Genomic DNA, 22,762 nt, shown 5'->3' on the forward strand with positions numbered 1-22,762 from the left:
TTCCAGGGGGGCTCAATCTCCCGGGCCGTCCTCCGAGGTGACCTGGACGTCGACCGTCATGCCGCGCTCGTCGGTCGGGGTGCCCCGGAATGTGCCGCTCAGCGGCACCGCCTGGGCCGGCGTACGGGCGACCGCGACCCGGATCAGGTCGCGATTGCCGATGATGCCGTTGGTCGGGTCGAACTCCACCCAGCCGGCGCCCGGGATGTAGACTTGGCACCAGGCATGGGTCGAGCCGCCGCCGAGATGGCTCGTTCCGTCGTGGGTCGGGACGTAGAGATAGCCCGACACGAAGCGCGCCGCGAGGCCGAGCGAGCGCACTGCCTCGATCATGAACAGCGCGAAGTCGCGGCAGGTGCCCCGTCCGAGACGCAGCGTGGTGAGCGGCCCCTGGGTGCCGGTCTCGGTGCGGCGGTTGTAGGCGAAGCTCTCGCCGACCGCAGTGGTCAGCGTCATCAGCAGCCGGCCCGTCGCGGTCTCCTGGCCGGGTCCGAGAAAGCGTCGCGCCCACCGTGCCAGCTCGCCCTCGGGATCGGGATGCTGGCGGGCCATGAAGGGCGCCAGGTCGGGCAGCTCGTCCTCCGCATAGGAGAACGGGTAGGTTTTGGCGAAGTCCTCGCTCTCGAACCCGATCGGATCGGGGAAGTGGTCGACCTCGATGCGGCTCTCGAAGGTCAGCTCGTCGGCCATGGCGTCGAAGCGGGCGAGCGCGACGGCGTTGCCGAAGGCGTCGTGGACCCAGCGCAGGCCGCTCGGTTTCGGCATGATGCGCAGCGACGAGCCGAGCAGGCGCTGGTCATAGGAGTCGCGCGGGCGGAACATCATCCGATGCTCACCGAAGGCGACCGGCCGGCCGTACCGGTAGGTCGTCACGTGGCGCACCTTCAGGATGGTCATATTCGAACCACTCTCTCTTTGGTTGTGGCTCGCCGGTTCCCGGCTGTCCCGCCGGTGCCCAGGGGTGGGACGCCTGTCCGCACTGCCGCCGACGCCGGGCTTCGCCTCGCAATTTAACGCCTTCGCGGCGGATTGCGACGGCCTTCGCGCCCTTGCCCGCGACCCGGCCGATACGGTATAGACGCGGCAGTCCGGGCTGCCGACAACCTCGAAGCCGCCTGAGCGAAACGCACGAGACCCGACCTGTCCGGAGCCGTTCTCCGGACCAGGGCGGTGTCGGGCGTTTTAACGGATCGCCTCCCTTTGCCGGGACCGATCCGGCTCCCGCAGCCCCTTGGTCGGCTGCGGCACCCGGGCCCAGCACTCGTCCCGACCGCTCGGTTGATCGGGCCGGCCCGCCGCTTTGCGGCGGCAGCCGAAGGCTACGGGGCCTTCGGCCCGAGCGGTCAACGGACGTTTCGTCAACACCAGCCCGCCGGCTGTCCCGTCAGGAGAATTCATGGCTCAGACCGCTCACGCCACGCACGCCGCCGTACCGCCTATGCGCGAAGACTTCGCGGCCATGCTCGAGGAATCCTTCACCCAGGGCAACCTGCACGAAGGCACCGTCATCAAGGGAACAGTCGTCGCGATCGAGAAGGACCTCGCGGTCATCGACGTCGGGCTGAAGACCGAAGGTCGGGTTCCGGTCAAAGAGTTCGCGACACCCGGACGGCAGAACGAGATCAAGGTCGGCGACATCGTCGAAGTCTATCTGGAGCGCGTCGAGAACGCGCTCGGCGAGGCGGTGCTGTCGCGCGACAAGGCGCGGCGCGAGGAGAGCTGGGGCAAGCTCGAGCGCGCCTTCCAGAACAACGAGAAGGTCTCGGGCGTCATCTTCAACCAGGTCAAGGGCGGCTTCACGGTCGACCTCGACGGCGCCGTGGCGTTCCTGCCCCGTAGCCAGGTGGACATCCGCCCGATCCGCGACGTCACCCCGCTGATGAACGTTCCGCAGCAGTTCCAGATCCTCAAGATGGATCGGCGCCGCGGCAACATCGTGGTGTCGCGCCGCACCGTGCTGGAAGAGACCCGCGCCGAGCAGCGTCAGGAGCTCGTCCAGAACCTCGAAGAGGGGCAGGTGATCGACGGCGTGGTCAAGAACATCACCGATTACGGTGCGTTCGTCGACCTCGGCGGCATCGACGGCCTGCTGCACGTGACCGACATCGCCTGGCGGCGGGTGAATCACCCGTCCGAGGTCTTGAACATCGGCCAGCAGGTCAAGGTCAAGATCATCAAGATCAACCACGAGACCCACCGCATCTCGCTCGGCATGAAGCAGCTTCAGGCCGATCCGTGGCAGGGCATCGAGGCGAAGTACCCGGTCCACACGCGGCTCAACGGCCGCGTCACCAACATCACGGACTACGGTGCGTTCGTCGAGCTCGAGCCGGGCATCGAGGGCCTCATCCACGTCTCCGAGATGTCGTGGACCAAGAAGAACGTCCACCCGGGCAAGATCGTCTCCACCTCCCAGGAGGTCGAGGTGCAGGTGCTCGAGGTCGATCCGGTCAAGCGGCGCATCTCGCTCGGCCTCAAGCAGACCATGCGCAACCCGTGGGAGGTCTTCGTCGAGAAGTACCCGCCCGGCTCGGTGGTCGAGGGCGAGGTCAAGAACAAGACCGAGTTCGGCCTGTTCCTCGGGCTCGACGGCGACGTGGACGGCATGGTCCATCTCTCCGACCTCGACTGGAAGCGTCCGGGCGAACAGGTCATCGAGGAGTTCAAGAAGGGCGACCAGGTCCGCGCCCAGGTGCTCGACGTCGACGTCGAGAAGGAGCGCATCTCGCTCGGCATCAAGCAGCTCGAGGGCGACCCCTTCGCCGAGGCCGGCGACGTCCGCAAGGGCGCCGTGGTGACGGGCGAGGTGGTCGAGGTGAAGGAAGGCGGCATCGACGTGAAGATCGTCGGCACCGACCTCGTCGCCTTCATCAAGCGCAACGAGCTCGCGCGCGACCGCTCCGAGCAGCGCCCCGACCGCTTTGCGGTCGGCCAGAAGGTGGATGCCCGCGTCACCCAGTTCGACCGCAAGTCGCACAAGGTGCAGGTGTCCATCAAGGCGCTCGAGGTGGCCGAGGAGAAGGAGGCGATCGCCCAGTACGGCTCGTCCGACTCCGGCGCGACGCTCGGCGACATTCTCGGCACCGCGCTCAAGCGCGCCAACGAGAAGAAGGACTGACGGCCCGCCCGGCCCGGGCGTGCCCCGGGCCGTTCAGCCGAACGTGTAGGAACCGGCCGCGAAAGCGGCCGGTTTGCCTTTTCACCGCCGGATTCGTGGCCGATGGCGGATACCCCCGGGCGGATGCCGGACCGCCCTGCTGCCGAGGAGCCGACCGATGTCGCTCGACGCCGATTCCCTCGTCGACCGTCGCCGCATGCGGCGCAAGCTGACCTTCTGGCGCGTGCTGGCCGTGCTGGTCGCGGTGGTCGGCATCGTCGCCGTGGGGGCCGCCCTGCGGGGACGCTCCGAGCTCGGCTTCGGCGAGCCGGTTTCGGCCCAGATCGCCCGGATCGGTATCCGCGGCATCATCCGCAACGATCAGGAGCGGGTCGAGGCGCTGGACCGGCTCGGCAAGTCGCGGGCCGCCCGCGCCGTGATCGTCCATATCGACAGCCCCGGCGGCACCACGGCCGGCTCCGAGCAGCTCCATACGGCGCTGCGCCGGCTCGCCGCCAAGAAGCCGACCGTCATCGTGGTCGACGGCATGGCCGCCTCGGGCGGCTACATCGCCGCCATGGCGGGCGAGCACATCGTGGCGCAGGGCAACTCGATCGTCGGCTCGATCGGGGTGCTGTTCCAATATCCGAACGTCACCGACCTCCTGAAGACCATCGGGGTCAAGGTCGAGGAGGTGAAGTCCTCGCCCCTCAAGGCGGCGCCCAACGGCTTCGAGCCGACCAGCCCCGAGGTGCGGGCTGCGATCGCCTCCCTGGTCGCCGACTCCTACGATTGGTTCCGGGCCATGGTGCGCGAGCGCCGCAGCATCGACGGCGAGCTCCTGGCCAAGGTGACGGACGGCCGCGTGTTCACGGGCCGCCAGGGCATCGAGTTCAAGCTGGTCGACGAGATCGGGACCGAGGAGCAGGCGGTCGAGTGGCTCGCCAAGGCCAAGGGGATCGACGCCAAGCTGCCCGTCAAGGACTGGGATCTCAAGGCCCAGTTCGGCGACCTGTCGTTCATCCACCTCGGTAGCGCGGCGGTGCTCGAGGCGGTCGGGCTCGGCCGGATCGCCCGGACCCTCGCGGACACGGGGACAATCCAATCTTTAGAACGCCTTAATCTTGACGGTCTGCTGGCGCTTTGGCACCCTGCGGCGTCGGACTGAGCGACGGCTCGACAGCCGGACGGCCACCGGGCGCCTTCGGCGGCGACTCGATCGCGAGACCTCGATCCGAAACGGTGGATCGGCGGGCTCGATCAGAGTATGTCGCAGGTGGCACTGTGATCGCAGGTGGGTTTGTGATCTCGTCGCTGATCGGCGGAAACGACAGATGATCAAATCGGAACTGGTCCAGCGCATAGCGGCGCAGAACCCGCATCTTTACCAGCGGGACGTCGAGAACATCGTCAACGCGATCCTCAACGAGATCACGGCGGCGCTCGCCCGCGGCGATCGCGTCGAGCTGCGCGGCTTCGGCGCCTTCTCGGTCAAGGAGCGACCGGCCCGCACGGGGCGCAACCCGCGCACCGGGCAGCATGTCGATGTCGACCAGAAATGCGTGCCGTTCTTCAAGACCGGCAAGGAGATGCGCGAGCGGCTGAATCGCCCCGAACCGCAGGCCTGAGGGCCCGCCGATTGACCGAAAGTGTTTTCAAATGATCCGTAAAATCATCGCCGTCCTGATTCTCGTGCCGTTGATGATCGCCATCGTGGCGCTCGCGCTGGTCAACCGGCACGGCGTGCCGATCTCGCTCGACCCGTTCAGCGCCGGCGATCTCACCAACGCCGTGCAGGTGCCGCTGTTCGTGCTGGTGTTCGGCCTCGTCGCCGGCGGCGTCTTCGTCGGCGGGGTCGCGGCCTGGCTCGGCCAGGGCAAGTGGCGCCGCGCCGCCCGTCGCGCCGAGTGGGAGCTCGGCTCCGCCCGGGCCGAGAATGTCGAGCTCAAGCAGCGCCTCGCCGACGCCGAGGACGAGGGCCGCCGCTGGCCGCCCCGCGCCCTGCAGCGCCCGGCTGCGTGAGGCGGGGGAAGGCAGTCGCGAGGCGCTTCGGCGTCATGCGAGAGCGATCGAGGAGAGGGTCCCGATCAGGTTCGTCGGCATCCTTCCGGCCGGGAGCATCGGTCATGTCTTCGATTCCGATGCGATCGAGCTGCTCGCCGAGAAGCGCCCTGGCCTGAGCCTTCTCGATCTGGCCCAGGCGGAGGTCGATCTCAGTGATCGACTCGGCTGCACGGTCGGCATCGTCCTCGTGAGCGGATTGAGGGGGCGGGAGGTCGAAGATTTTCCCGTTCTTGCAGAGCCCCTTTAAGCGTTCCACCCACTGGCCCGTCATGCCCGCGCGCGTCGCGGGCATCCACGTCTTGCAGAGAACGCCGAGAACATAGACGTGGATGGCCGGGACGAGCCCGGCCATGACGCAGACCCGAGATCGGCTCGTGACGCCATCACCATGACCCTCCTGGTCAAAATCTGCGGGCTGAAGACCCACGAGGCGCTGGACGCGACGATCGCGGCCGGGGCCGACATGGCCGGCTTCGTGGTGTTTCCGCCGTCGCCCCGGCACCTCGACCCGGCGGGCGGGCGGGACCTTGTGACGCGTGCCAAGGGCAAGCTCCTGACCGTCGCCCTCACGGTCGATGCCACCGACGCTCTCCTCTCCGAGATCGTCGAGGTCCTGGCGCCGGACCTGCTGCAACTGCACGGCAAGGAGAGCCCCGAGCGGGTTGCGGCCGTGCGGGCGCGGTTCGGTCGGCCGGTCATCAAGGCACTTGCCGTCGCCGAGGCGGCGGATCTCGCTGCCGTTCCGGGCTATGCGGCGGTCGCCGACCGGATCCTGTTCGACGCACGTGCCCCGAAGGGCGCCACCCGGCCGGGCGGCCTGGGAAAAGCCTTCGACTGGCGGCTCCTGCAAAACCTCGATCCGGGCCTGTCCTACATGCTGTCCGGCGGGCTCGACCCACAGAATGTCGCCGAGGCCCTGCGGATCACCCGGGCGCCGGCCGTCGACGTCTCGTCCGGGGTCGAGCGGGCGCCGGGCGAGAAGGACCCCCGAAAGATCGCCGATTTCGTCCAGGCCGCCCGGGCCGCCTGGGCCGGCGCGACGGCCTTGCCTCTCCCCTAACCGGCGGCTTGGTGCTAGCAAGGGGCCGACCATGACGGCCGCGCGACTCTTGCGCGGGCGACGGTCTGCCTGCGCGGTCCGCGGGCGTCCGTACCCCGCAGCCCGCCGGCCCAACCGAGACGCGCCAGGACCCGCATGAGCATCGTCCAACAACCCAACTCGTTCCGGACCGGACCCGACGAGCGCGGCCATTTCGGCCTCTATGGCGGCCGCTTCGTCGCCGAGACGCTGATGCCGCTGGTGCTGGAGCTGGAGCGCGCCTACGCGGCCGCCCGGGTCGATCCCGAATTCAAGCGCACCATGGACGGCTATCTCGCCACCTATGTGGGCCGGCCGTCGCCGCTCTATTTCGCCGAGCGCCTGACCGCCCATCTCGGCGGCGCCAAGATCTATCTCAAGCGCGAGGATCTCAACCACACCGGCGCCCACAAGGTGAACAACGTGCTCGGCCAGATCATGCTGGCCAACCGCATGGGCAAGAAGCGCATCATCGCCGAGACCGGCGCCGGCATGCACGGCGTCGCCACCGCGACCCTGTGCGCCAAGTTCGGCCTCGACTGCATCGTCTATATGGGTGCCGTCGACATCGAGAGGCAGCAGCCCAACGTGCTGCGCATGCGGGCGCTCGGCGCCGAGGTGGTGCCCGTCACGTCCGGGTCGAGCACCCTCAAGGACGCCATGAACGAGGCGCTGCGCGACTGGGTCACCAATGTCGCGACGACCTTCTACTGCATCGGCACGGTCGCCGGCCCGCACCCCTATCCGATGATGGTGCGCGACTTCCAGTCGGTGATCGGCATCGAGGCGAAGGCCCAGATGCAGGAGGCCGAAGGCCGCCTGCCGGACTCGCTGATCGCCTGCATCGGCGGCGGCTCCAACGCGATGGGCCTGTTCCACCCGTTCCTCGACGACGCGTCGGTCGAGATTTTCGGGGTCGAGGCGGCCGGGCACGGCATCGCCAGCGGCCAGCACGCGGCCTCGATCACGGGCGGACGGCCGGGCGTTCTGCACGGCAATCGCACCTATCTGCTGATGGACGTCGACGGCCAGATCGACGAGGCGCATTCGATCTCGGCCGGCCTCGATTATCCGGGCGTCGGGCCGGAGCACGCCTGGCTCGCCGACATCGGCCGGGTCAAGTATCTCTCGGCGACCGACACCGAGGCGCTCGACGCCTTCAAGCTGTGCTCGCGCCTGGAAGGCATCATCCCGGCGCTGGAGCCGGCGCACGCGATCGCCAAGGCGATGGAGCTGGCGCCCAAGTTGCCGAAGGACCACCTGATGGTGATCAACCTCTCCGGCCGCGGCGACAAGGATCTGGACGCCGTCGCCCGCCATCTCGGGGGCAAGCTGTGACCACCCGCATCGACACCCGCTTCGCGGCGCTGAAGCGCGAGGGCCGTGCCGGCCTCGTGACGTTCGTCTCGGCCGGCGATCCCGATCCCAAAACCTCGCTGGCGATCCTCGAGGCGCTGCCCGGCGCCGGCGCCGACGTGATCGAGCTCGGCATGCCGTTCTCCGATCCGATGTCGGACGGGCCGACCATCCAGGCGTCGTCGCAACGCGCCCTCGCGCACGGGCAGACGCTGGTGAAGACGCTCGCGATGGTGCGCGAGTTTCGCGCCACCGACGACGCGACCCCGATCGTTTTGATGGGCTACTTCAACCCGATCTACGTCCACGGCGTCGAGCGCTTCCTTATCGAGGCGAAGGACGCCGGCGTCGACGGGCTGATCGTCGTCGATCTGCCGCCCGAGGAGGACGACGAGCTGTGCGTGCCGGCCCTGAAGGCCGGCATCAGCTTCGTGCGGCTGATCACGCCGACGACCGATGCTGCCCGGCTGCCGGCCGTCCTCTCCAACACGTCCGGCTTCGTCTATTACGTGTCGATCACCGGTGTCACCGGCACGGCGGCGCCCGACTTCGCCGCGGTCGGCCGCGCCGTCGCCGCCATCAAGGCCAAGACGCCGCTGCCGGTCGCGGTCGGCTTCGGCGTGCGCAGCGCCGACGATGCCGCCGCCATCGCCGCCGGCGCCGATGCCGTGGTGGTCGGCTCGGCGCTGGTCGCCGCCATCAAGGGAAGCCTCGACGCAAACGACGCCGCGACGTCCGCGACCGTCGAGGCGGCCGAGCGTCTGGTGCGTGAGCTCGCCGCCGGCGTGCGCCGTGCCCAGCGTCCTGCCGCCGAGTGAGCCGCCGAGCAAACACAGGCCTGCCATGAACTGGATCTCCAACGTCGTCCGCCCGAAAATCCGCGGTTTCCTCAATCGCCGCGAGGTGCCGGAAAATCTCTGGATCAAGTGCCCCGAGACCGGGCAGCTCGTCTTCTACAAGGACGTCGAGTCGAACCAGTTCGTCATTCCCGGCTCGAACTATCACATGCGCATGAGCGCGACGGCGCGCCTCAAGTCGATGTTCGACAACGAGACCTGGTTCGATGTCGGCGTGCCGCCCGTGCCGATCGATCCGCTGAAGTTCCGCGATGCGCGGCGCTACACCGACCGTCTCAAGGACGCCCGCGCCAAGACCGGCCTCACCGATGCCGTCAAGCTGGGCTTCGGCAAGCTCGAAGCCATGCCCGTGGTGATCGGCGTGCAGGAGTTCGAGTTCATGGGCGGCTCGCTCGGCATGGCGGCCGGCGAGGCGATCATCACGGGCATCGAGACCGCGATCGGCAAGCAGACGCCCTTCGTGCTGTTCGTCTCCTCGGGCGGCGCGCGCATGCAGGAAGGGATTCTCTCGCTGATGCAGATGCCGCGCACCACGGTCGCGGTGCAACGGCTGCGCGAGGCCAAGAAGCCCTACATCGTCGTGCTCACCAATCCGACCACCGGCGGCGTCACGGCGTCCTATGCGATGCTGGGCGACGTCCACATCGCCGAGCCGGGCGCGCTGATCGGCTTCGCCGGCCCGCGCGTGATCGAGCAGACCATCCGCGAGCGGCTGCCGGACGGCTTCCAGAAGGCCGAGTATCTCAAGGCCCACGGCATGGTCGACATGGTGGTGCACCGCCACGAGCTGCGCCCGACCATCGCGCGCCTGTGCCGGCTGCTCACCAAGTCACCGGCGCCCGAGCCGCCCACCAATCTGCCGGCCGTCACCGAGCAGCCTGTGCAGCCGCCCGAGCCCGTCACGTGAGGGACGCGCCGACGATCGGCTGGCGGCGCATGATGCCGATCGCGATGCATGCCGACCTCTCCACAGCCGTCATGGCCGGGCTCGTCCCGGCCATCCACGCCTTCGCGCCGTCGAGCAGAAAACCGGGGATGCCCGCGACGAGCGCGGGCATGACGAGTCAGACGTCGTGGCCGGCCGCATGACCGCCCCGGTCGACGCGATTCTGGCGCGACTCCTCGCCCTGCATCCGCGCCGCATCGATCTCACGCTCGACCGCATGTGGCGGCTGCTCGACGCGCTCGATCATCCGGAGCGGCGGCTGCCGCCCGTGATCCACGTCGCCGGCACCAACGGCAAAGGCTCCACGGTCGCCTTCATGCGGGCCATGCTGGAGGCCGCCGGGCGGCGCGTCCACGTCTACACCTCGCCCAATCTGGTGCGGCTCGCCGAGCGCTTCCGCCTCGCCGGCCCCGATGGCGGCACGCTGGTCTCCGACGATGAGCTCTCCGAGGTTCTCGAATTCTGCGAGCAGCGCAATGCCGGCGCGCCCATCACGGTGTTCGAGATCGAGACCGCGGCGGCCTTCATGCTGTTCGCGCGTCATCCGGCCGACGTGCTGCTGCTCGAGGTCGGGCTCGGCGGCCGGCTCGACGCCACCAATGTGGTGGAGCGGCCGCTCGCCAGCGTGGTGACGCCGGTGTCGCTCGATCACGTCGAGTTCCTCGGCGACACCATTGCGAAGATCGCATTCGAGAAGGCCGGCATCTTCAAGCGCGCCGTGCCGGCCGTGATCGCCCGCCAGATCGACGTCGCCCGCGATGTGCTGATCGAGCGCGGCGAGGCGGTCGGCGCCGCCCTGCATGTCGCCGGCCAGGACTGGGTGGCGGCGGAGGAGCGCGGCCGCCTGGTCTTTCAGGATACCGACGGGCTGATCGACCTGCCGGCGCCGCGGCTGTTCGGACGCCATCAGTTCGACAATGCCGGCACGGCGATCGCGGCGCTGCGGGTGGCCGGGCTCGGCCTGCCGGTCGCGGCCTTCGAGCAGGGGCTCGTCAAGGCCGAGTGGCCGGCCCGCATGCAGCGCCTCACCGCCGGCGCGCTGGTGTCCGCCGCACCGGCCGGCTGCGAGCTGTGGCTCGACGGCGGCCACAATGCCGAGGGCGGCCGTGCCGTCGCGGCGGCGCTCGGCGACCTGGAAGAGCGCGTGTCGCGCCCGCTGGTGCTGGTGGTCGGCATGCTGTCCACCAAGGACGTTGCCGGCTTCCTCCAAAACTTCGTCGGTCTCGCGCTGCGCCTGATCGCGGTGCCGATCCACCAGGACAAGGGATTGCCGCCGGAAGACATTGTCGCGACGGCACGCGGCCTCGGCCTGCCGGCCGATACCTGCGTCGGCCTCGACGAGGCGCTCGCCCGCATCGGTGCGCTCGACCTCGACCCGCCGCCCCGTGTCCTGATCACCGGCTCGCTCTATCTGGCCGGCGAGGTCCTTTCAGCCAACGGCACCCCGCCGCGGTGAGGATGGAAGCAGGCCGCCCGGCTCAGCGGTGGTCGGCCCCGACCGCGTCGGCGACGCTGGCAAAGCCGTCGCGGCGCAAGAGGGCGGCGAGGTCGCGCTTGATGGTGACGGCGAAGCCGGGGCCGTTGAACACCAGCGCCGAGTAGAGCTGCACCAGCGCGGCGCCGGCGCGGATCTTCGCATAGGCGTCCTCGCCGCTGGAGACGCCGCCGCAGCCGATGATCGGCACCTTTCCGTCGGTGTGGCGGTACATCGATCGCAGGCACTCGGTCGCCAGCCCCATCAGGGGGCGGCCCGAGAGGCCACCCTCGGCGTCGCGCCAGGGGCTGCGCAGGCTCGGTGGCCGCGTCACCGTGGTGTTGCCGACGATCAGCCCGTCGACACCGGTGTCGACCACCACCTCGGCGATGTCGCGGATCTGGTCCTCGTCGAGATCGGGGCCGACTTTCAGGAGCAGTGGCGGCGGCCGCCGCAATCCCTCCGCGGCGCGGTTGCGGGCGATCAGCACGCGGCCGACCAGCGCCTCGATCGGGGCGCGCGCCTGCAGGCCGCGCAGCCCGGGCGTGTTGGGCGAGGAGACGTTGACGACGACGTAATCGCAGAGCGGCGCGACCGCGGCGATGCAGGTCTCGTAGTCGGCGGCGGCGTCCTCGGTCGTGCGGTTCTTGCCGATATTGGCGCCGACGATGCCGCGCCGCGGATGGGCGCCGGCGGCGTGGCGCGCCTTCAGGCGCTCGGCGAAGGCGTCGAGCCCCTCGCTGTTGAAGCCGAACCGGTTGATCACCGCCTCGTCCTCGTCGAGCCGGAACAGGCGCTGCCCGGTGTTGCCCGGCTGCGGCTGCGGCGTCACGGTGCCGGCCTCGACGAACCCGAAGCCGAAGCCGAACATCGCGTCGATCACCTCGGCATGCTTGTCGAAGCCGGCGCCCAGGCCGATCGGGTTGGGGAAGTCGAGATCCCACACCCGGGTTGCGAGGATCGGGTCGTCCGCGGCCGCGGTCGGCCGCAGCAAGCCGCGCTTGAGCGTGACGATGGCGAGCCGGTGCGCCTGCTCGGGATCGATGAGCCGCAGGGCTGGGCGGACGAGGTTGTAGAGGAAATCGTGCATCGCGGCTGTGTCGGCTCCGGCTCCGGCTCCGCCCCGACGCCGGCGCGGTCGCGGGGTGTTATTGCGGCCGCTGGGCAGCGATGCAAGCCGTGGGCCGCGCGGGGCGGCCCCGCGGGCGGCGTTCTCCACCGGGAAACAGCCGGCAGGGTCTTGGGGTGAGGCGAGGATTTTCCGGCGGTCGTCAGCCCTGCTGGCCGGCGCGCAGCGGCACCACGTCGCGCGGCCCGAGGTGGTCGGACAGCTTGATGCGGTCGTACTCGGCCCACACGTGGCTCAGCCAATGGCGGACATAGCCGCGCAGCACGAAGGAATAGGCGGCGGACTCGCCCTTGGAGGTCTTGTTGGCCACGAAGGTGAGGAACGGCACCGAGGCGAGCTCGACCTGCTCGGCCGCCATCTCGTTGAGCTTGGGGATGGTGATCTCGGCCACCCCCTGCAGGCGGCTGAAATAGTTCTCGTAGGTGGCCTGGTCCCACTCGAAGAAGGACGTGTTGTTGATGAAGTTCTTCACCAGGTGGTAGCGCGTGCCGGTGACGCTCTCGGCCGTCTCGGCGATCTCCTCGAGCGACGAGATCGACGGTCCGAGGATGTGGAACAGCGTCAGGCTGATCTGGCCCTTGCGGGCGGCGTCGGTGAAGCCGATGTCGCGCAGCGCCTTGAGCGTCGGGGTCAGCAGCCCGGCCCGCACGTCGATCACGGTCACCTGCGCGTCCGACAGCGAGTCGAAGATGCGCATCTGGTCGGCGACCGTGGTGATGTCGACGATCTCGGTGACGTCGGGGTGGAAGCGCTTCAGCGTCCCCTTGGGGGACTCGGTGTCGAAGGCGCGGGTCGGCAGCTTGCGGGCCAGCAGGTAGTCGAGCAGCGTGCGGGCGACCGTCGTCTTGCCCACGCCGCCCTTGTCTGCCCCCACCAGCACGACGGCTGGGCTCGCCATGTCGATCCTTCCGCAATGAGAACGAATCAGTGGCGCAAGGTTACGCCAGCGCGCCCGCGCGCGCATGCGCAACGACCGCAGTGTGCCAGGGATTCGGCAACAGCGACACGACGGTGGCGGCAAAATCGCGCGTCGGCCGGAGCCACGGCCGGCTCAGCGCCGCGGTCCCCACGGGCCGGGGATCGGGAAGGGGTTTTGGCCCGGGTTCTGGCCCGGCAGCGGGAAGGGCGAGGGCGGCGGCTGCGGGGCGCCGGGCGGCGGCGCCGGCCCGGGTGCGTCGCCCCAGGGGCCGTGACGCGGGCCGGCGCCGTCCTCCGGTCCGCCGGCTTGATCGGCCTCGCCGGCGCCGTCGTCGAGCGGCGGCAGGGCGATCGGGCCGGGGTCGTGGCCGCCGGCGAACTTGACCAGCGCCGCCACCCGGCTGTCGACCGAGGGGTGGGTGGCGAACACGTCGGCAAAGCCCGAGCGGGGATTGTCGACGCACAGCTCCATCACGGCCGAGGTGGCGCCCGGCAGCTCGCCGCGGCCCTCGATCTTGCGCAGCGCCGAGATCATGGCGTCGGGGTTCTTGGTCAGCTCGACGGAGCCGGCGTCGGCCAGAAACTCGCGCGAGCGCGACAGGGCGAAGCGGATCACCGACGACAACAGCCAGGCGACCGCCAGCAGCGCGACCGCGATGGCGAGCGCCGCCGCGCCGCCGCCCTTGCCGCGGTCGCTGTCGCTGCTCGACCGTGAGGAGCTCCAGCGGGTGTTGAGGCCGATGCGGAACACCAGCTCGGCGACGAACGAGATCACCCCGGCGATGATCACGGCGATCACCATCAGGCGCACGTCACCGTTGCGGATATGGGTCAGCTCGTGGCCCAGCACCGCCTCGATCTCGGCGTCGTCCAGCCGGTCCAGCAGGCCGGTCGTCACCGTGACGGAATACTGTTTCTCGTTCAGCCCGGTGGCGAAGGCGTTGAGGGCGTCGTCCTCGACGATCTTCAGCTTCGGCATCGGGATGCCGCGCGAGATGCAAAGGTTTTCCAGAAGATTGTAGAGCCGCGGCTGCTCCTGCCGGGTGACGTCGTGGCCCCCGGTCACGGCGTCGATCATGGCCTGGTGGAAGCGCCAGGCGATGGCGATCCAGATCGCGGTGCCGATGGTGGCGAAGGGGACGGCCTTGACGAAATCGGCGCGCGCCTTGGCCAGCAGCCAGGGCAGCGAGGCGTCGACCGTCAGCGCCTCGGCCGCCAGCGCGCCGGCAAAGACCAACACGTAGACGAGCCCGAACAGCCCGATCAGCAGGACGACCGAGCGGCGCCGGTTCGACTGGATATGGGAGTAGAGCCCGTAGGCCATGGCGCTTCTTGCCTCGTCGTTCCGGGGCGCCGCGAAGCGGCGAGCCCGGAACCCATAATCCCTGTCTGTGAATATGGATTCCGGGCTCGCGGGCTGGCGCCCGCGCCCCGGAATGACAGGATCAGAACTTCACCTGCGGAGCCTGCTCGAGCGTCTTTCGCTCCTCGCCGACGTCGAAGAAGGTCTGCGGGTGGAAGCCGAAGGAGGCGGCGAACAGCGCGGCCGGGAACTGCTGGATGCCGGTGTTGTACTCGCTCACCGCGTTGTTGAAGAAGCGGCGGCTCGCGGCGAGCTTGTTCTCGATGTCGGACAGCTCGGTCTGCAGTTGCTGGAAGTTCTGGTTGGCCTTGAGGTCGGGATAGGCCTCCGACAGCGCGAAGAGCTGGCGCAGCGCCCCGGTGAGCTGGTTCTCGGCGGCGACCTGCTGGCTCGGTCCCTGGGCCTGTGCCGAGATCGCCTGGTTGCGGGCTGCGACGACGGCCTCGAGGGTGCCGCGCTCGTGCGTGGCGTAGCCCTTCACGGTCTCTACCAGGTTGGGGATCAGGTCGTGCCGCTGCTTGAGCTGCACGTCGACGTCGGCGAAGGACTGTCCGACGCGCTGCCGCATCGCGACCAGGCCGTTGTAGACCGTCACGACCCACAGGACGAGCACGACGATCGCTCCGAGGACGATCCAGGCGGTAGTGGACATGGGCGGGCTCCAGAAAGCGGGCTCCAGGAAGGGCGCACCGGGCGTCGCGGACCGACGCACGGCTGGAAAACGTCGGCCAGTATAGCGGAGGAGCGGGCGGGCGACGTTTCTTTCGAAACGGCTCGCACCCGGGCCGGGACGACACAGGCTTGGTCGGCCGATCGCGGTGCCCGGTTCAAGGTTCGGTGCCCGAATTTCAGGCGCAGCCCTGCGGGCAAAAAGAGAGAGCCCCGAAGGGCTCTCGTAGGTCCAGGTCAGTACCTGCTTCTTCCGGCTCACCACCCCCAGGGGTAGCCGCCGCCGTAATACGAGTAGGTCGGGACGCCGCAGACATTGACGCGACGCCAGCCCCATGGGGTCGGCTGCCAGCGCCAGCACGAGCCGTAATAGCCGGCTCCGATGATGCCGGCACCGACGAAGGCCGGGCCGACCCACGGACGCCGATAGCGCCAGCCGCCGCCCCAATAGGGTCGCCGCCAGCCGGGACCGTAGAAGCCGCCCCGATAGAAGCGTTGGCCACCGACAAAGCGTTGGCCACCGACGAAGCGGGGACCACCGACGAAGCGGGCGCCGCCGCCGTAGAAGCGCTGGCCGCCGACGAAGCCGCCGCCCATCCGCTGTGGCACGAAGCCGCCCCGGAAGCCGCCGCCACCGAAGCTACCGCCCCGGAAGCCACCGCCACCGAAACCGCCGCCGCGGAAGCCGCCGCCACCGTGGAAACCGCCACCGCCGCCGCGGAAGCCGCCGCCGCCCATGCGTTGAGCTTCCGCCGGAGCGCCGCCGAGAAACATCACCATGGCCGCGATCGCTGCCGCAAACGCGAAGCCACCGCGCAGCCTGTTTTGCCAGAAACGCATCGTCTGTTGTTCTCCGAGGGTTCTTGTCGCCTCGCCCCTATCGCAGTCTGACACGCTCAGGTGAACCGCCACTGAACGAGCCGGTTCCGGCGCTGTCATTTCGATGCGTGAATGCGAGGCGAGCAAAGGCCTCGCTGCATTGCGATGTAAGCTTGGCGTCAGGTCGGCGAAGGCGGCGTCCACATCGCTCGGCGGCGCGATCGAGACCGCGGCGGTCGCGGATTTTTGATCATCCGCCGGCGCGGACGATGACGATCGAGCGCGTCGCGGGCTTCCGCCTGCGCTTACGCCACCTGCTGCTCGATGATCTTCTCAGCCGACTCGAGGTCGACCGAGACGAGCTGGGACACGCCGCGCTCCGCCATGGTGACGCCGAACAGCCGGTTCATCCGCGCCATCGTGATCGGGTTGTGGGTGATGATCACGAAGCGGGTGTCGGTCGACTTGGTCATCTCGATGAGGAGATCGCAGAAGCGATCGACATTGTGATCGTCGAGCGGCGCATCGACCTCGTCCAGCACGCAGATCGGCGCCGGATTGGTGAGGAACACGGCGAAGATCAGGGCGAGCGCCGTCAGGGCCTGCTCGCCGCCGGACAGGAGTGACAGTGTCGCCGGCTTCTTGCCCGGGGGCTTGGCCAGGATGTCGAGGCCGGCCTCCAGCGGGTCTTCGCTGTCGGTGAGCTGCAGCTCGGCCGTGCCGCCGCCGAACAGGGTCGAGAACAGCCGCTTGAAGTGCTCGTTGACCACCTCGAACGAGGCGATCAGGCGGTCGCGCGCCTCCTTGTTGAGGCTCTGGATGCCCTGGCGCAGCCGCTTGATGGCGGAGATCAGATCGTCGCGCTCGGAGGTCAGCGTGGTGTGCTGCTGCTCGACCTCGCGCAACTCCTCGTCGGCGCGCAGATTGACGGCGCCGAGCCGCTCGCGCTCGCGCCGCAGCCGGTCGAGCTTCTCCTCGACCTCGGCGAGGTCGGGCAGCGCGGCCTCGGGGGCGAGCTCGGCGAGCCCCAGCAGGGCCGAGGGCTCGACCTCCAGCACGTCGTGGATCTCGCGGGCGACGTCGGCGAGCCGGCGCTTGGCGGCCTCGTGGCGTTCCTCGGCGCGCACCGCCTGCTCGCGGGCGTCTGCCATGGCGTCACGCGCCGCGTTGGCGGCCTTGTCGGCGTCCTTCTGGTCGGTCTCGGCGGTCGCGAGCGCGTCGGCGGCGGCGCGGCGTTCGGCCTCGGCCTCCTCGACCTCGCCGATCAGCGAGCGCCGCTTGAGGGCGAACTGCGCGGGCGCGTCGGCGAGCGTCTCGCGCTCCTGCTCGGTCTCGGCCAGGCGGGCCGCCAGCGTCTCGATCTGGGCACCGGCGCTCCCCTTGCGGGTGCGCCACGCCGTGATGTCGCCCGTGACGGTGGTGAGCCGGCGGGTGGTCAGGTCGATCTCGCGGGCGAGCGCCTGGGCGGCGGCGCGGGCCTCGGCCTGGGCGGCGCGCTCGACTCCGGCGCGGGTGCGCAGATCGCCGAGATCGGCCTCCATCCGGTCGGTCGGGTCGAGCTCCTCGAGGGTTGCGGCGGCCTCCTCGGCGGCGGCGCGGGCCTCGTCGCGGGTGGCGGCGAGTCGCGACTGCGCCTCGACCAGCCCAGCCCGGCGGGCGGTCAGCCGGCCGAGCTCGCGCTCGGCGGCGGCATGGCGGTCGCGGGTGCTGTCTGCTGCGCGCTGCAGGTCACGGCGGGCGCCTCGTGCGGCGGTCTCTTGGCTCGCCGCGGCCGCGACCTCCTCCCGGGCGGCCTCGACGGCCTCCCGGCGGGTCTCGACCTCGGCACGGGCGAGCGCCAGCTCGGCCTCGACATCGGCGAGGCGGTTGCGTTCGGCGAGCCGGCGGGCCGCTCCGGTCGGCGCATGCGCCGCGACCGCAAAACCGTCCCAGCGCCAGAAATCGCCGTCGAGCGAGACGAGCCGCTGCCCGGGCTTGAGGAGGGCGGCGAGCTGCGGCCCATCGGCACGGGTGACGACGCCGATCTGGGCGAGGCGGCGACGGAGCTCGTCGGGGGCGGCCGTGACATGCGCCGCCAGCGCCTCGACGCCTTCCGGCAGGGCCGGATCGGCACCGTCGCCGGCGGCCAGCGACCAGCGGATCGGCGCGGTCGGCTCGACCGGCGCATCGAGATCGTCGCCGAGCGCGGCGCCGAGCGCGGTCTCGTAGCCCTTGTCGACCTCGAGCGCGTCGATGACGGGCGGCCAGAGCTGCTTGGCGTCGACATGCAGCACCTTGGCGAGCGTCTTCGCCTCGGTCTCCAGCCGGTTGGCGCGGCGCTCGGCTTCGGCGAGCGGCTGGCGGGCGACGTCGAGGGCCTGCCGGGCCGCCGAATGCGCCGCTTCGGCGCGCACCGAGGCTGCCTCGGCCTCGCTCGACGCCGCATGGGCAGCCTCGACGGCTTCGGCCAGTGCGTCGAGATCGACCGCGTCGGCGGCCTCCGCCATCATCCGGTCGAGGTCGGCCGTGACGCTCGAAAGCTCGGTCTCGGTGCGGCTGGCGCGTTCGGTCTGCGCCCGCACGGCCCCTTCGAGCTGGCGGCGCCGGGCCGTCACCTCGGCCAGCGCCGCGGTCAGTTCGGCGAGCTGCTTCTCGGTCGCGGCGACGACCGCATCCGCCTCGGCGACCCGGTCGTCGATCTCGGCGCGGCGCTCGGCGGCGGCCTCGAGATCGGTCGCCAGCGTCTCGCGCTCGGCGTCGAGCCGCTCGATGGTGCCGTCGGCGTCGGCGAGCAGTTGCGCCTCGCGGTCGCGATCGCGGGCGATCTGCTCGATGCGGCGGCCGAGCTCGGCCATGCGCTCGTTGGCGCGGGCCTCCTCGCGCTCCAGCGCGTCGCGCGCCGAGACGAGTCGCTGCAGCGCGGCCGCGGCCCTGGCCTCGGCGTCGCGCAGCGGCGGCAGCGCGGCGGCGGCGAGAGCCTGCCGGGTCGCGGTCTCGGCCTGCAGGGCGGTGCGCGCCGTGACCTCGCTGGCGCCCGTGTTCTTGGCAGCCTCGGCGGCGGCGACCTCGTCGGTCGCCTGCCGATGACGGACATGGAACAGCGTCGCCTCGGCCTTGCGGACATGGCCCGACAGCGCGCGGTAGCGCACCGCCTGGCGGGCCTGGCGCTTGAGCGAGTCGATCTGCTGGACGAGCTGGCCGATGACGTCCTCAAGGCGCAGCAGGTTCTGCTCGGCGGCGCGCAGCCGCAGCTCCGCCTCGTGGCGGCGCGCATGCAGGCCGGAGATGCCGGCGGCTTCCTCCAGCACGCGGCGGCGCTGCTCCGGCTTGGCCTGGATGATCTCGCCGATGCGGCCCTGGTGGACGAGGGCTGGCGAGCGCGAGCCGGAGGACGCGTCGGCGAACAGGATCTGCACGTCGCGGGCCCGCACCTCGCGGCCGTTGACCCGGTAGACCGAGCCCTGCTCGCGCTCGATGCGGCGCGACACTTCGAGCGTGTCGTCGCCGTTGAACTGGGCCGGCGCCGTGCGGGTCGTGTTGTCGATCAGGATCTGCACCTCGGCCGTGTTGCGGGCCGGGCGCTTCTGGTTGCCCGAGAAGATCACGTCGTTCATGTCGGCGGCGCGCATCGCCTTGTGCGACGCCTCGCCCATCACCCAGCGCAGCGCCTCGACGAGGTTCGACTTGCCGCAGCCGTTCGGCCCGACCACCCCGGTCAGGCCAGGCTCGATGACGAAGTCGGTCGGCTCCACGAATGACTTGAAGCCGATCAGTCGCAGTCGCTTGAACTTCATGATCCGAGAGCTCCCGGCGCGGCCCGCGCAACGGCGGCCCGCGCAGCGGCGGAACGCGCAGCGGCGGCCCGGCGCGGCGGCAACGCCCGCGGGCACGTCACAAACGGGCCCGGGCCCGGATTGGTCGAGGTCTGCCGCATCGCGCGGGAGAATGAATGGATCGCAGCCGCGAAGGCAACAGGGGCGGCCGGCTTGTCCAGACCTTTGTCCCCCGCCAGGGCTATCCGAAACGGATGGCCCGCCGTCTCCGGGACGGCGGGCCACATCCGCAGGTCGGCCTCAAGGCGTTGTCACGACTTGAGATATTTGTCGATGATCTTGCTGAACTCGTCGAGCGGCAGGGCGCCGACGACGCGCTCGCCGTTGACGAAGAAGGTCGGCGTCGATTCGATCTTGAAGGTCTGCGAGCCGCGCTTGCGCACCTCGTCGATGCCGTCCAGCAGGGTCTGATTCTGCAGGCAGGCCTCGAAGCTCTGCTGGGTGAAGCCGGCCTGCTTGGCGATGCCGAGGAGCGGCGGAATCGGGTTCTGCACCACCCATTTGTCGAACTGCTGGAACAGCATCTCGACCAGCGGGTAGTACTTGTCGTTGCCGGCGCAGCGGGCCAGCATGAAGGCGCCGGCGGCCAGCGGATCGAGCGGGAACTCGCGCAGGATGTAGCGGACCTTGCCGCTGTCGATGTAGCGCTCCTTGATCTTCGGCATCACGTCGCGGGTGAAGTGCGCGCAGTGCGTGCACGTCATCGACGCGTATTCGACGATGGTGACGGGGGCGTTCGCATCGCCCATCGTGACGTCGCCGAGCTTGCTCGGCTGCATCAGCTCCGTCACGTCCACCGTGTCGGCGCGGGCCGCGACGGGGGCGCCGATCGCTGCGGCGACGGCGAGGCAGGAGGCGCTGGTGACGAGTTCGCGGCGTGTGACGGGCACGGTCATCCTCTTCGGCTCTGGTCGCTGCGGAGACGGTCTGCGTGACGTCGACGGGTCGGCGCAGCCGCGAGCGTGGCTAGCGGGTTTAGGGCTCCGAGGCAATCTGGCCGCGATTTGTGGCAATATTGCCACGCTTACATTCGCTTGAACGCCCGGGTTGTGGGCGGCTTCGGGCCACCCGATGCGGCGACCCTGGCTCAGCGGCGTTTGACCGCGGCGCCGAGCCGGGCGAGGGCGGCCTTGAGCCCGTCGTCGGCGAACGGGGGCAGGGCGGCCGCGGCAGCCGCCACGGCGGCGGGATCGAGGCCCGGGCGGGGCTTTTTGCGCGCCTGCCGCACCAGCGGAGCCTGGCGCAGCGCCAGCCGGCCGATCGCCGGCCAGCCGAAAAACTGGTTGATGCGGCCGACGATGACGCCGGCCATGTGCTGGATCTCGATGGCGGCCGGGCCCTCGACCCGCAGCACCAGGGTGGCGGGCTCCTGCTCGGCGCCGTCGCGCCGGCGCGGCCATTCGATCTTCATCGGCTCGGCGATGGCCGCCACCTCGGCCCCGACGATGTCGTCCCAATGAGTGACGATCTCGGTGGCGGCGAAGCCGCGCCGTGCGAAGGCGGGCGACAGGCAAGGGCCGATCAGGTCGGCGAGGGGGCGCGGGCGGGACCGGGCCGGCTTGTTCATGGCGCGCGCCTCTGTCACAGGAACGGCATGACCGTAGCAGCGCCACCCCCCGGGCGAAAGACAAGTCGCGCAGCTCGTGCCGCCGAGCCCTCGCCGGGCGCTCTCGCCGCCGCGCTGCTCGGCTGGTACGACCGCCACCGCCGCGTGCTGCCCTGGCGGGCGCCGCCGGGCGTGAAGGCCGACCCTTATGCCGTGTGGCTGTCCGAGATCATGCTGCAGCAGACCACCGTCAAGGCGGTGGTGCCGTACTTCCAGAAGTTCACGGCGGCGTTTCCGACCGTCCGCGACCTCGCGGAGGCCGAGCTCGATTCGGTGCTGCGCCTGTGGGCCGGGCTCGGCTATTACGCCCGCGCCCGCAACCTGCACGCCTGCGCCAAGGTTCTGGTGGACCGCTACGGCGGGGTTTTTCCACGCAGCGTCGAGGAATTGCGGGCGCTGCCGGGCATCGGCGCCTACACGGCGAATGCCGTCGCCTCGATCGCCTTCGACCTGCCGGTGGTGCCGATCGACGGCAATGTCGAGCGGGTGCTGACCCGCGTGCACGCCGTCGAGGAGATGCTGCCGGCCGCCAAGCCACGGGTGACGGCGCTGGCCGAGGCGCTGGAGCCGTCCGACCGGCCGGGCGACTTCGCTCAAGCACTGATGGATCTCGGCGCGACGATCTGCACCCCGAAGGCGCCGGCCTGCGTGCTGTGTCCGTGGGCCGAGCCGTGTCTGGCGCGCCGCCGCGGCGACCCCGAAACGTTTCCCGTCAAGGCGCCGAAGCGCGAGGGACTCTTGCGTCGCGGCGCCGCCTTCGTCGCCGTGCGGGCCGACGGCGCCGTGCTGGTGCGCACGCGGGTTGCAGAAGGCCTGCTCGGCGGCATGACCGAGGTGCCGACCGGCGCATGGTCCGGCGATCACGACGAGGCGACGTCGCTCGATCACGCCCCCGATCTCGGTGTCGCGCGAAGACAATGGCGGCGCGTGCCCGGCGTGGTCACGCATGTGTTCACGCATTTCCCGCTGGAGCTTCTGGTGTTCGTCGCCGACGTGGCCGACCGCATCGCCGCGCCCGGAGGGATGCGCTGGATCGCGCGAAAGGATCTCGCCGGCGAAGCCTTCCCGAGTCTGATGCGCAAGGTGATCGCGCACGCCGGCATCGATCTTCGACCCGGCGAAGCGCCGTCCGGCGATGCGCCTGCGCACGCGCAGAAACCCGATCCCACCAAGACAAACCGGAGACGACGATGACGATAAAGCGCCTGCAGGTCGGCCCGCGCATGAGCAAGATCGTGATCCACGGCGACACCGTCCATCTGTGCGGCGTCACGGCCGACAAGACCAAGGGCCAAAGCCTCGCCGAGCAGACGCGCGAAATTCTGGGTGTGATCGACGCCCTGCTGGCCGAGGCCGGCACCGACAAGTCGAAGCTGCTCGCCGCAACCATCTGGCTCTCGGACATCCGCACCGTCGACGAGATGAACTCCGTGTGGGACGCCTGGGTGGTGCCCGGCGCCACGCCGGTGCGCGCCTGCATCGAGGCGCTGCTGCAGGGCCCGGAGAAGAAGATCGAGATCCAGGTGACGGCGGCGAAGTGAGGCCGACGAGCCGCGTCCGCATGGCGGGCGCGG

At 70.1% G+C, this 22,762-nt stretch carries 21 protein-coding genes; 11 read left to right on the plus strand and 10 right to left on the minus strand.

Features of this window, described 5'->3' with window-relative positions; translation table 11 throughout:
• Positions 1-12: 12 nt before the first annotated feature.
• Positions 13-897 carry a transglutaminase family protein gene (locus tag HXX10_RS17835; protein WP_296524144.1) on the minus strand — a complete coding sequence of 295 codons (885 nt, stop codon included), beginning with the start codon at positions 895-897 and terminating at the stop codon, positions 13-15.
• Positions 898-1,396: 499 nt separating this feature from the next.
• Between HXX10_RS17835 and rpsA the strand changes: the two genes are divergently transcribed.
• From rpsA to accD, 8 genes are all read left to right on the plus strand, one after another.
• Positions 1,397-3,118, plus strand: coding sequence for a 30S ribosomal protein S1 (rpsA, locus tag HXX10_RS17840; RefSeq protein WP_296524145.1), 1,722 nt, complete (start codon positions 1,397-1,399; stop codon positions 3,116-3,118).
• Between the two features lie 157 nt (positions 3,119-3,275).
• A complete protein-coding gene (gene sppA / locus HXX10_RS17845; RefSeq protein WP_296524146.1) occupies positions 3,276-4,265 on the plus strand; it encodes a signal peptide peptidase SppA in 990 nt (329 codons plus the stop codon).
• Positions 4,266-4,431: 166 nt separating this feature from the next.
• A complete protein-coding gene (locus HXX10_RS17850) occupies positions 4,432-4,725 on the plus strand; it encodes an integration host factor subunit beta (protein ID WP_296524147.1) in 294 nt (97 codons plus the stop codon).
• A gap of 31 nt (positions 4,726-4,756) precedes the next feature.
• The gene (locus tag HXX10_RS17855) at positions 4,757-5,119 is read left to right on the plus strand and encodes a DUF1049 domain-containing protein (protein WP_296524148.1); all 363 of its coding nucleotides are present in this window, start codon (positions 4,757-4,759) and stop codon (positions 5,117-5,119) included.
• Between the two features lie 430 nt (positions 5,120-5,549).
• Positions 5,550-6,221, plus strand: a complete 672-nt coding sequence (locus HXX10_RS17860; protein WP_296524149.1) for a phosphoribosylanthranilate isomerase — start codon at positions 5,550-5,552, stop codon at positions 6,219-6,221.
• A 135-nt stretch (positions 6,222-6,356) separates the two neighbouring features.
• Positions 6,357-7,577 (plus strand): tryptophan synthase subunit beta, encoded by a 1,221-nt coding sequence (gene trpB, locus HXX10_RS17865; protein ID WP_296524150.1) that lies wholly within the window; start codon positions 6,357-6,359, stop codon positions 7,575-7,577.
• Positions 7,574-8,413 (plus strand): tryptophan synthase subunit alpha, encoded by an 840-nt coding sequence (gene trpA / locus HXX10_RS17870; RefSeq protein ID WP_296524151.1) that lies wholly within the window; start codon positions 7,574-7,576, stop codon positions 8,411-8,413. Before trpB ends, trpA begins: the two co-directional genes overlap by 4 nt.
• A gap of 25 nt (positions 8,414-8,438) precedes the next feature.
• On the plus strand, positions 8,439-9,359 hold the full coding sequence (gene accD / locus HXX10_RS17875; protein ID WP_296524152.1) for an acetyl-CoA carboxylase, carboxyltransferase subunit beta: 921 nt from the start codon (positions 8,439-8,441) through the stop codon (positions 9,357-9,359).
• Here accD and HXX10_RS17880 read toward each other — a convergent pair.
• Positions 9,352-9,510: a hypothetical protein gene (locus HXX10_RS17880; protein ID WP_296524153.1), complete on the minus strand. Its 159-nt coding sequence runs from the start codon at positions 9,508-9,510 to the stop codon at positions 9,352-9,354. The two genes, accD and HXX10_RS17880, sit on opposite strands and share 8 nt — an antisense overlap.
• A 27-nt stretch (positions 9,511-9,537) precedes the next feature.
• Here HXX10_RS17880 and HXX10_RS17885 point away from each other — a divergent pair, with 27 nt between their 5' ends.
• Entirely contained in the window at positions 9,538-10,854 is a 1,317-nt protein-coding gene (locus tag HXX10_RS17885; RefSeq protein WP_296524154.1) for a folylpolyglutamate synthase/dihydrofolate synthase family protein, read from the plus strand.
• A 22-nt stretch (positions 10,855-10,876) separates the two neighbouring features.
• On the opposite strand, the gene HXX10_RS17890 is transcribed toward HXX10_RS17885, so the two are convergent.
• The 8 genes from HXX10_RS17890 to HXX10_RS17925 form a co-directional block, all read right to left on the minus strand.
• On the minus strand, positions 10,877-11,962 hold the full coding sequence (locus HXX10_RS17890) for a quinone-dependent dihydroorotate dehydrogenase (protein ID WP_296524155.1): 1,086 nt from the start codon (positions 11,960-11,962) through the stop codon (positions 10,877-10,879).
• Between the two features lie 181 nt (positions 11,963-12,143).
• On the minus strand, positions 12,144-12,899 hold the full coding sequence (locus HXX10_RS17895; protein WP_296524156.1) for a hypothetical protein: 756 nt from the start codon (positions 12,897-12,899) through the stop codon (positions 12,144-12,146).
• 153 nt (positions 12,900-13,052) lie between these two features.
• Positions 13,053-14,243: a M48 family metallopeptidase gene (locus HXX10_RS17900; protein WP_296524157.1), complete on the minus strand. Its 1,191-nt coding sequence runs from the start codon at positions 14,241-14,243 to the stop codon at positions 13,053-13,055.
• 121 nt (positions 14,244-14,364) lie between these two features.
• Positions 14,365-14,934 carry a LemA family protein gene (locus tag HXX10_RS17905; RefSeq protein WP_296524158.1) on the minus strand — a complete coding sequence of 190 codons (570 nt, stop codon included), beginning with the start codon at positions 14,932-14,934 and terminating at the stop codon, positions 14,365-14,367.
• 275 nt (positions 14,935-15,209) lie between these two features.
• Positions 15,210-15,791 carry a hypothetical protein gene (locus tag HXX10_RS17910; RefSeq protein WP_296524159.1) on the minus strand — a complete coding sequence of 194 codons (582 nt, stop codon included), beginning with the start codon at positions 15,789-15,791 and terminating at the stop codon, positions 15,210-15,212.
• A gap of 284 nt (positions 15,792-16,075) precedes the next feature.
• Positions 16,076-19,543, minus strand: a complete 3,468-nt coding sequence (smc, locus tag HXX10_RS17915; protein ID WP_296524160.1) for a chromosome segregation protein SMC — start codon at positions 19,541-19,543, stop codon at positions 16,076-16,078.
• Between the two features lie 290 nt (positions 19,544-19,833).
• Positions 19,834-20,478, minus strand: a complete 645-nt coding sequence (locus HXX10_RS17920; RefSeq protein ID WP_296524161.1) for a DsbA family protein — start codon at positions 20,476-20,478, stop codon at positions 19,834-19,836.
• A gap of 191 nt (positions 20,479-20,669) precedes the next feature.
• On the minus strand, positions 20,670-21,149 hold the full coding sequence (locus HXX10_RS17925) for a DUF721 domain-containing protein (protein ID WP_296524162.1): 480 nt from the start codon (positions 21,147-21,149) through the stop codon (positions 20,670-20,672).
• A 27-nt stretch (positions 21,150-21,176) separates the two neighbouring features.
• Between HXX10_RS17925 and mutY the strand changes: the two genes are divergently transcribed.
• A complete protein-coding gene (gene mutY, locus HXX10_RS17930; RefSeq protein WP_296524163.1) occupies positions 21,177-22,382 on the plus strand; it encodes an A/G-specific adenine glycosylase in 1,206 nt (401 codons plus the stop codon).
• Positions 22,379-22,729, plus strand: a complete 351-nt coding sequence (locus HXX10_RS17935) for a RidA family protein (RefSeq protein WP_296524164.1) — start codon at positions 22,379-22,381, stop codon at positions 22,727-22,729. The genes mutY and HXX10_RS17935 overlap by 4 nt, the downstream gene beginning before the upstream one ends.
• Positions 22,730-22,762: the final 33 nt, after the last annotated feature.

The sequence above is a fragment of the Rhodoplanes sp. genome (genome assembly GCF_013377085.1).
GTDB lineage: Bacteria > Pseudomonadota > Alphaproteobacteria > Rhizobiales > Xanthobacteraceae > Rhodoplanes.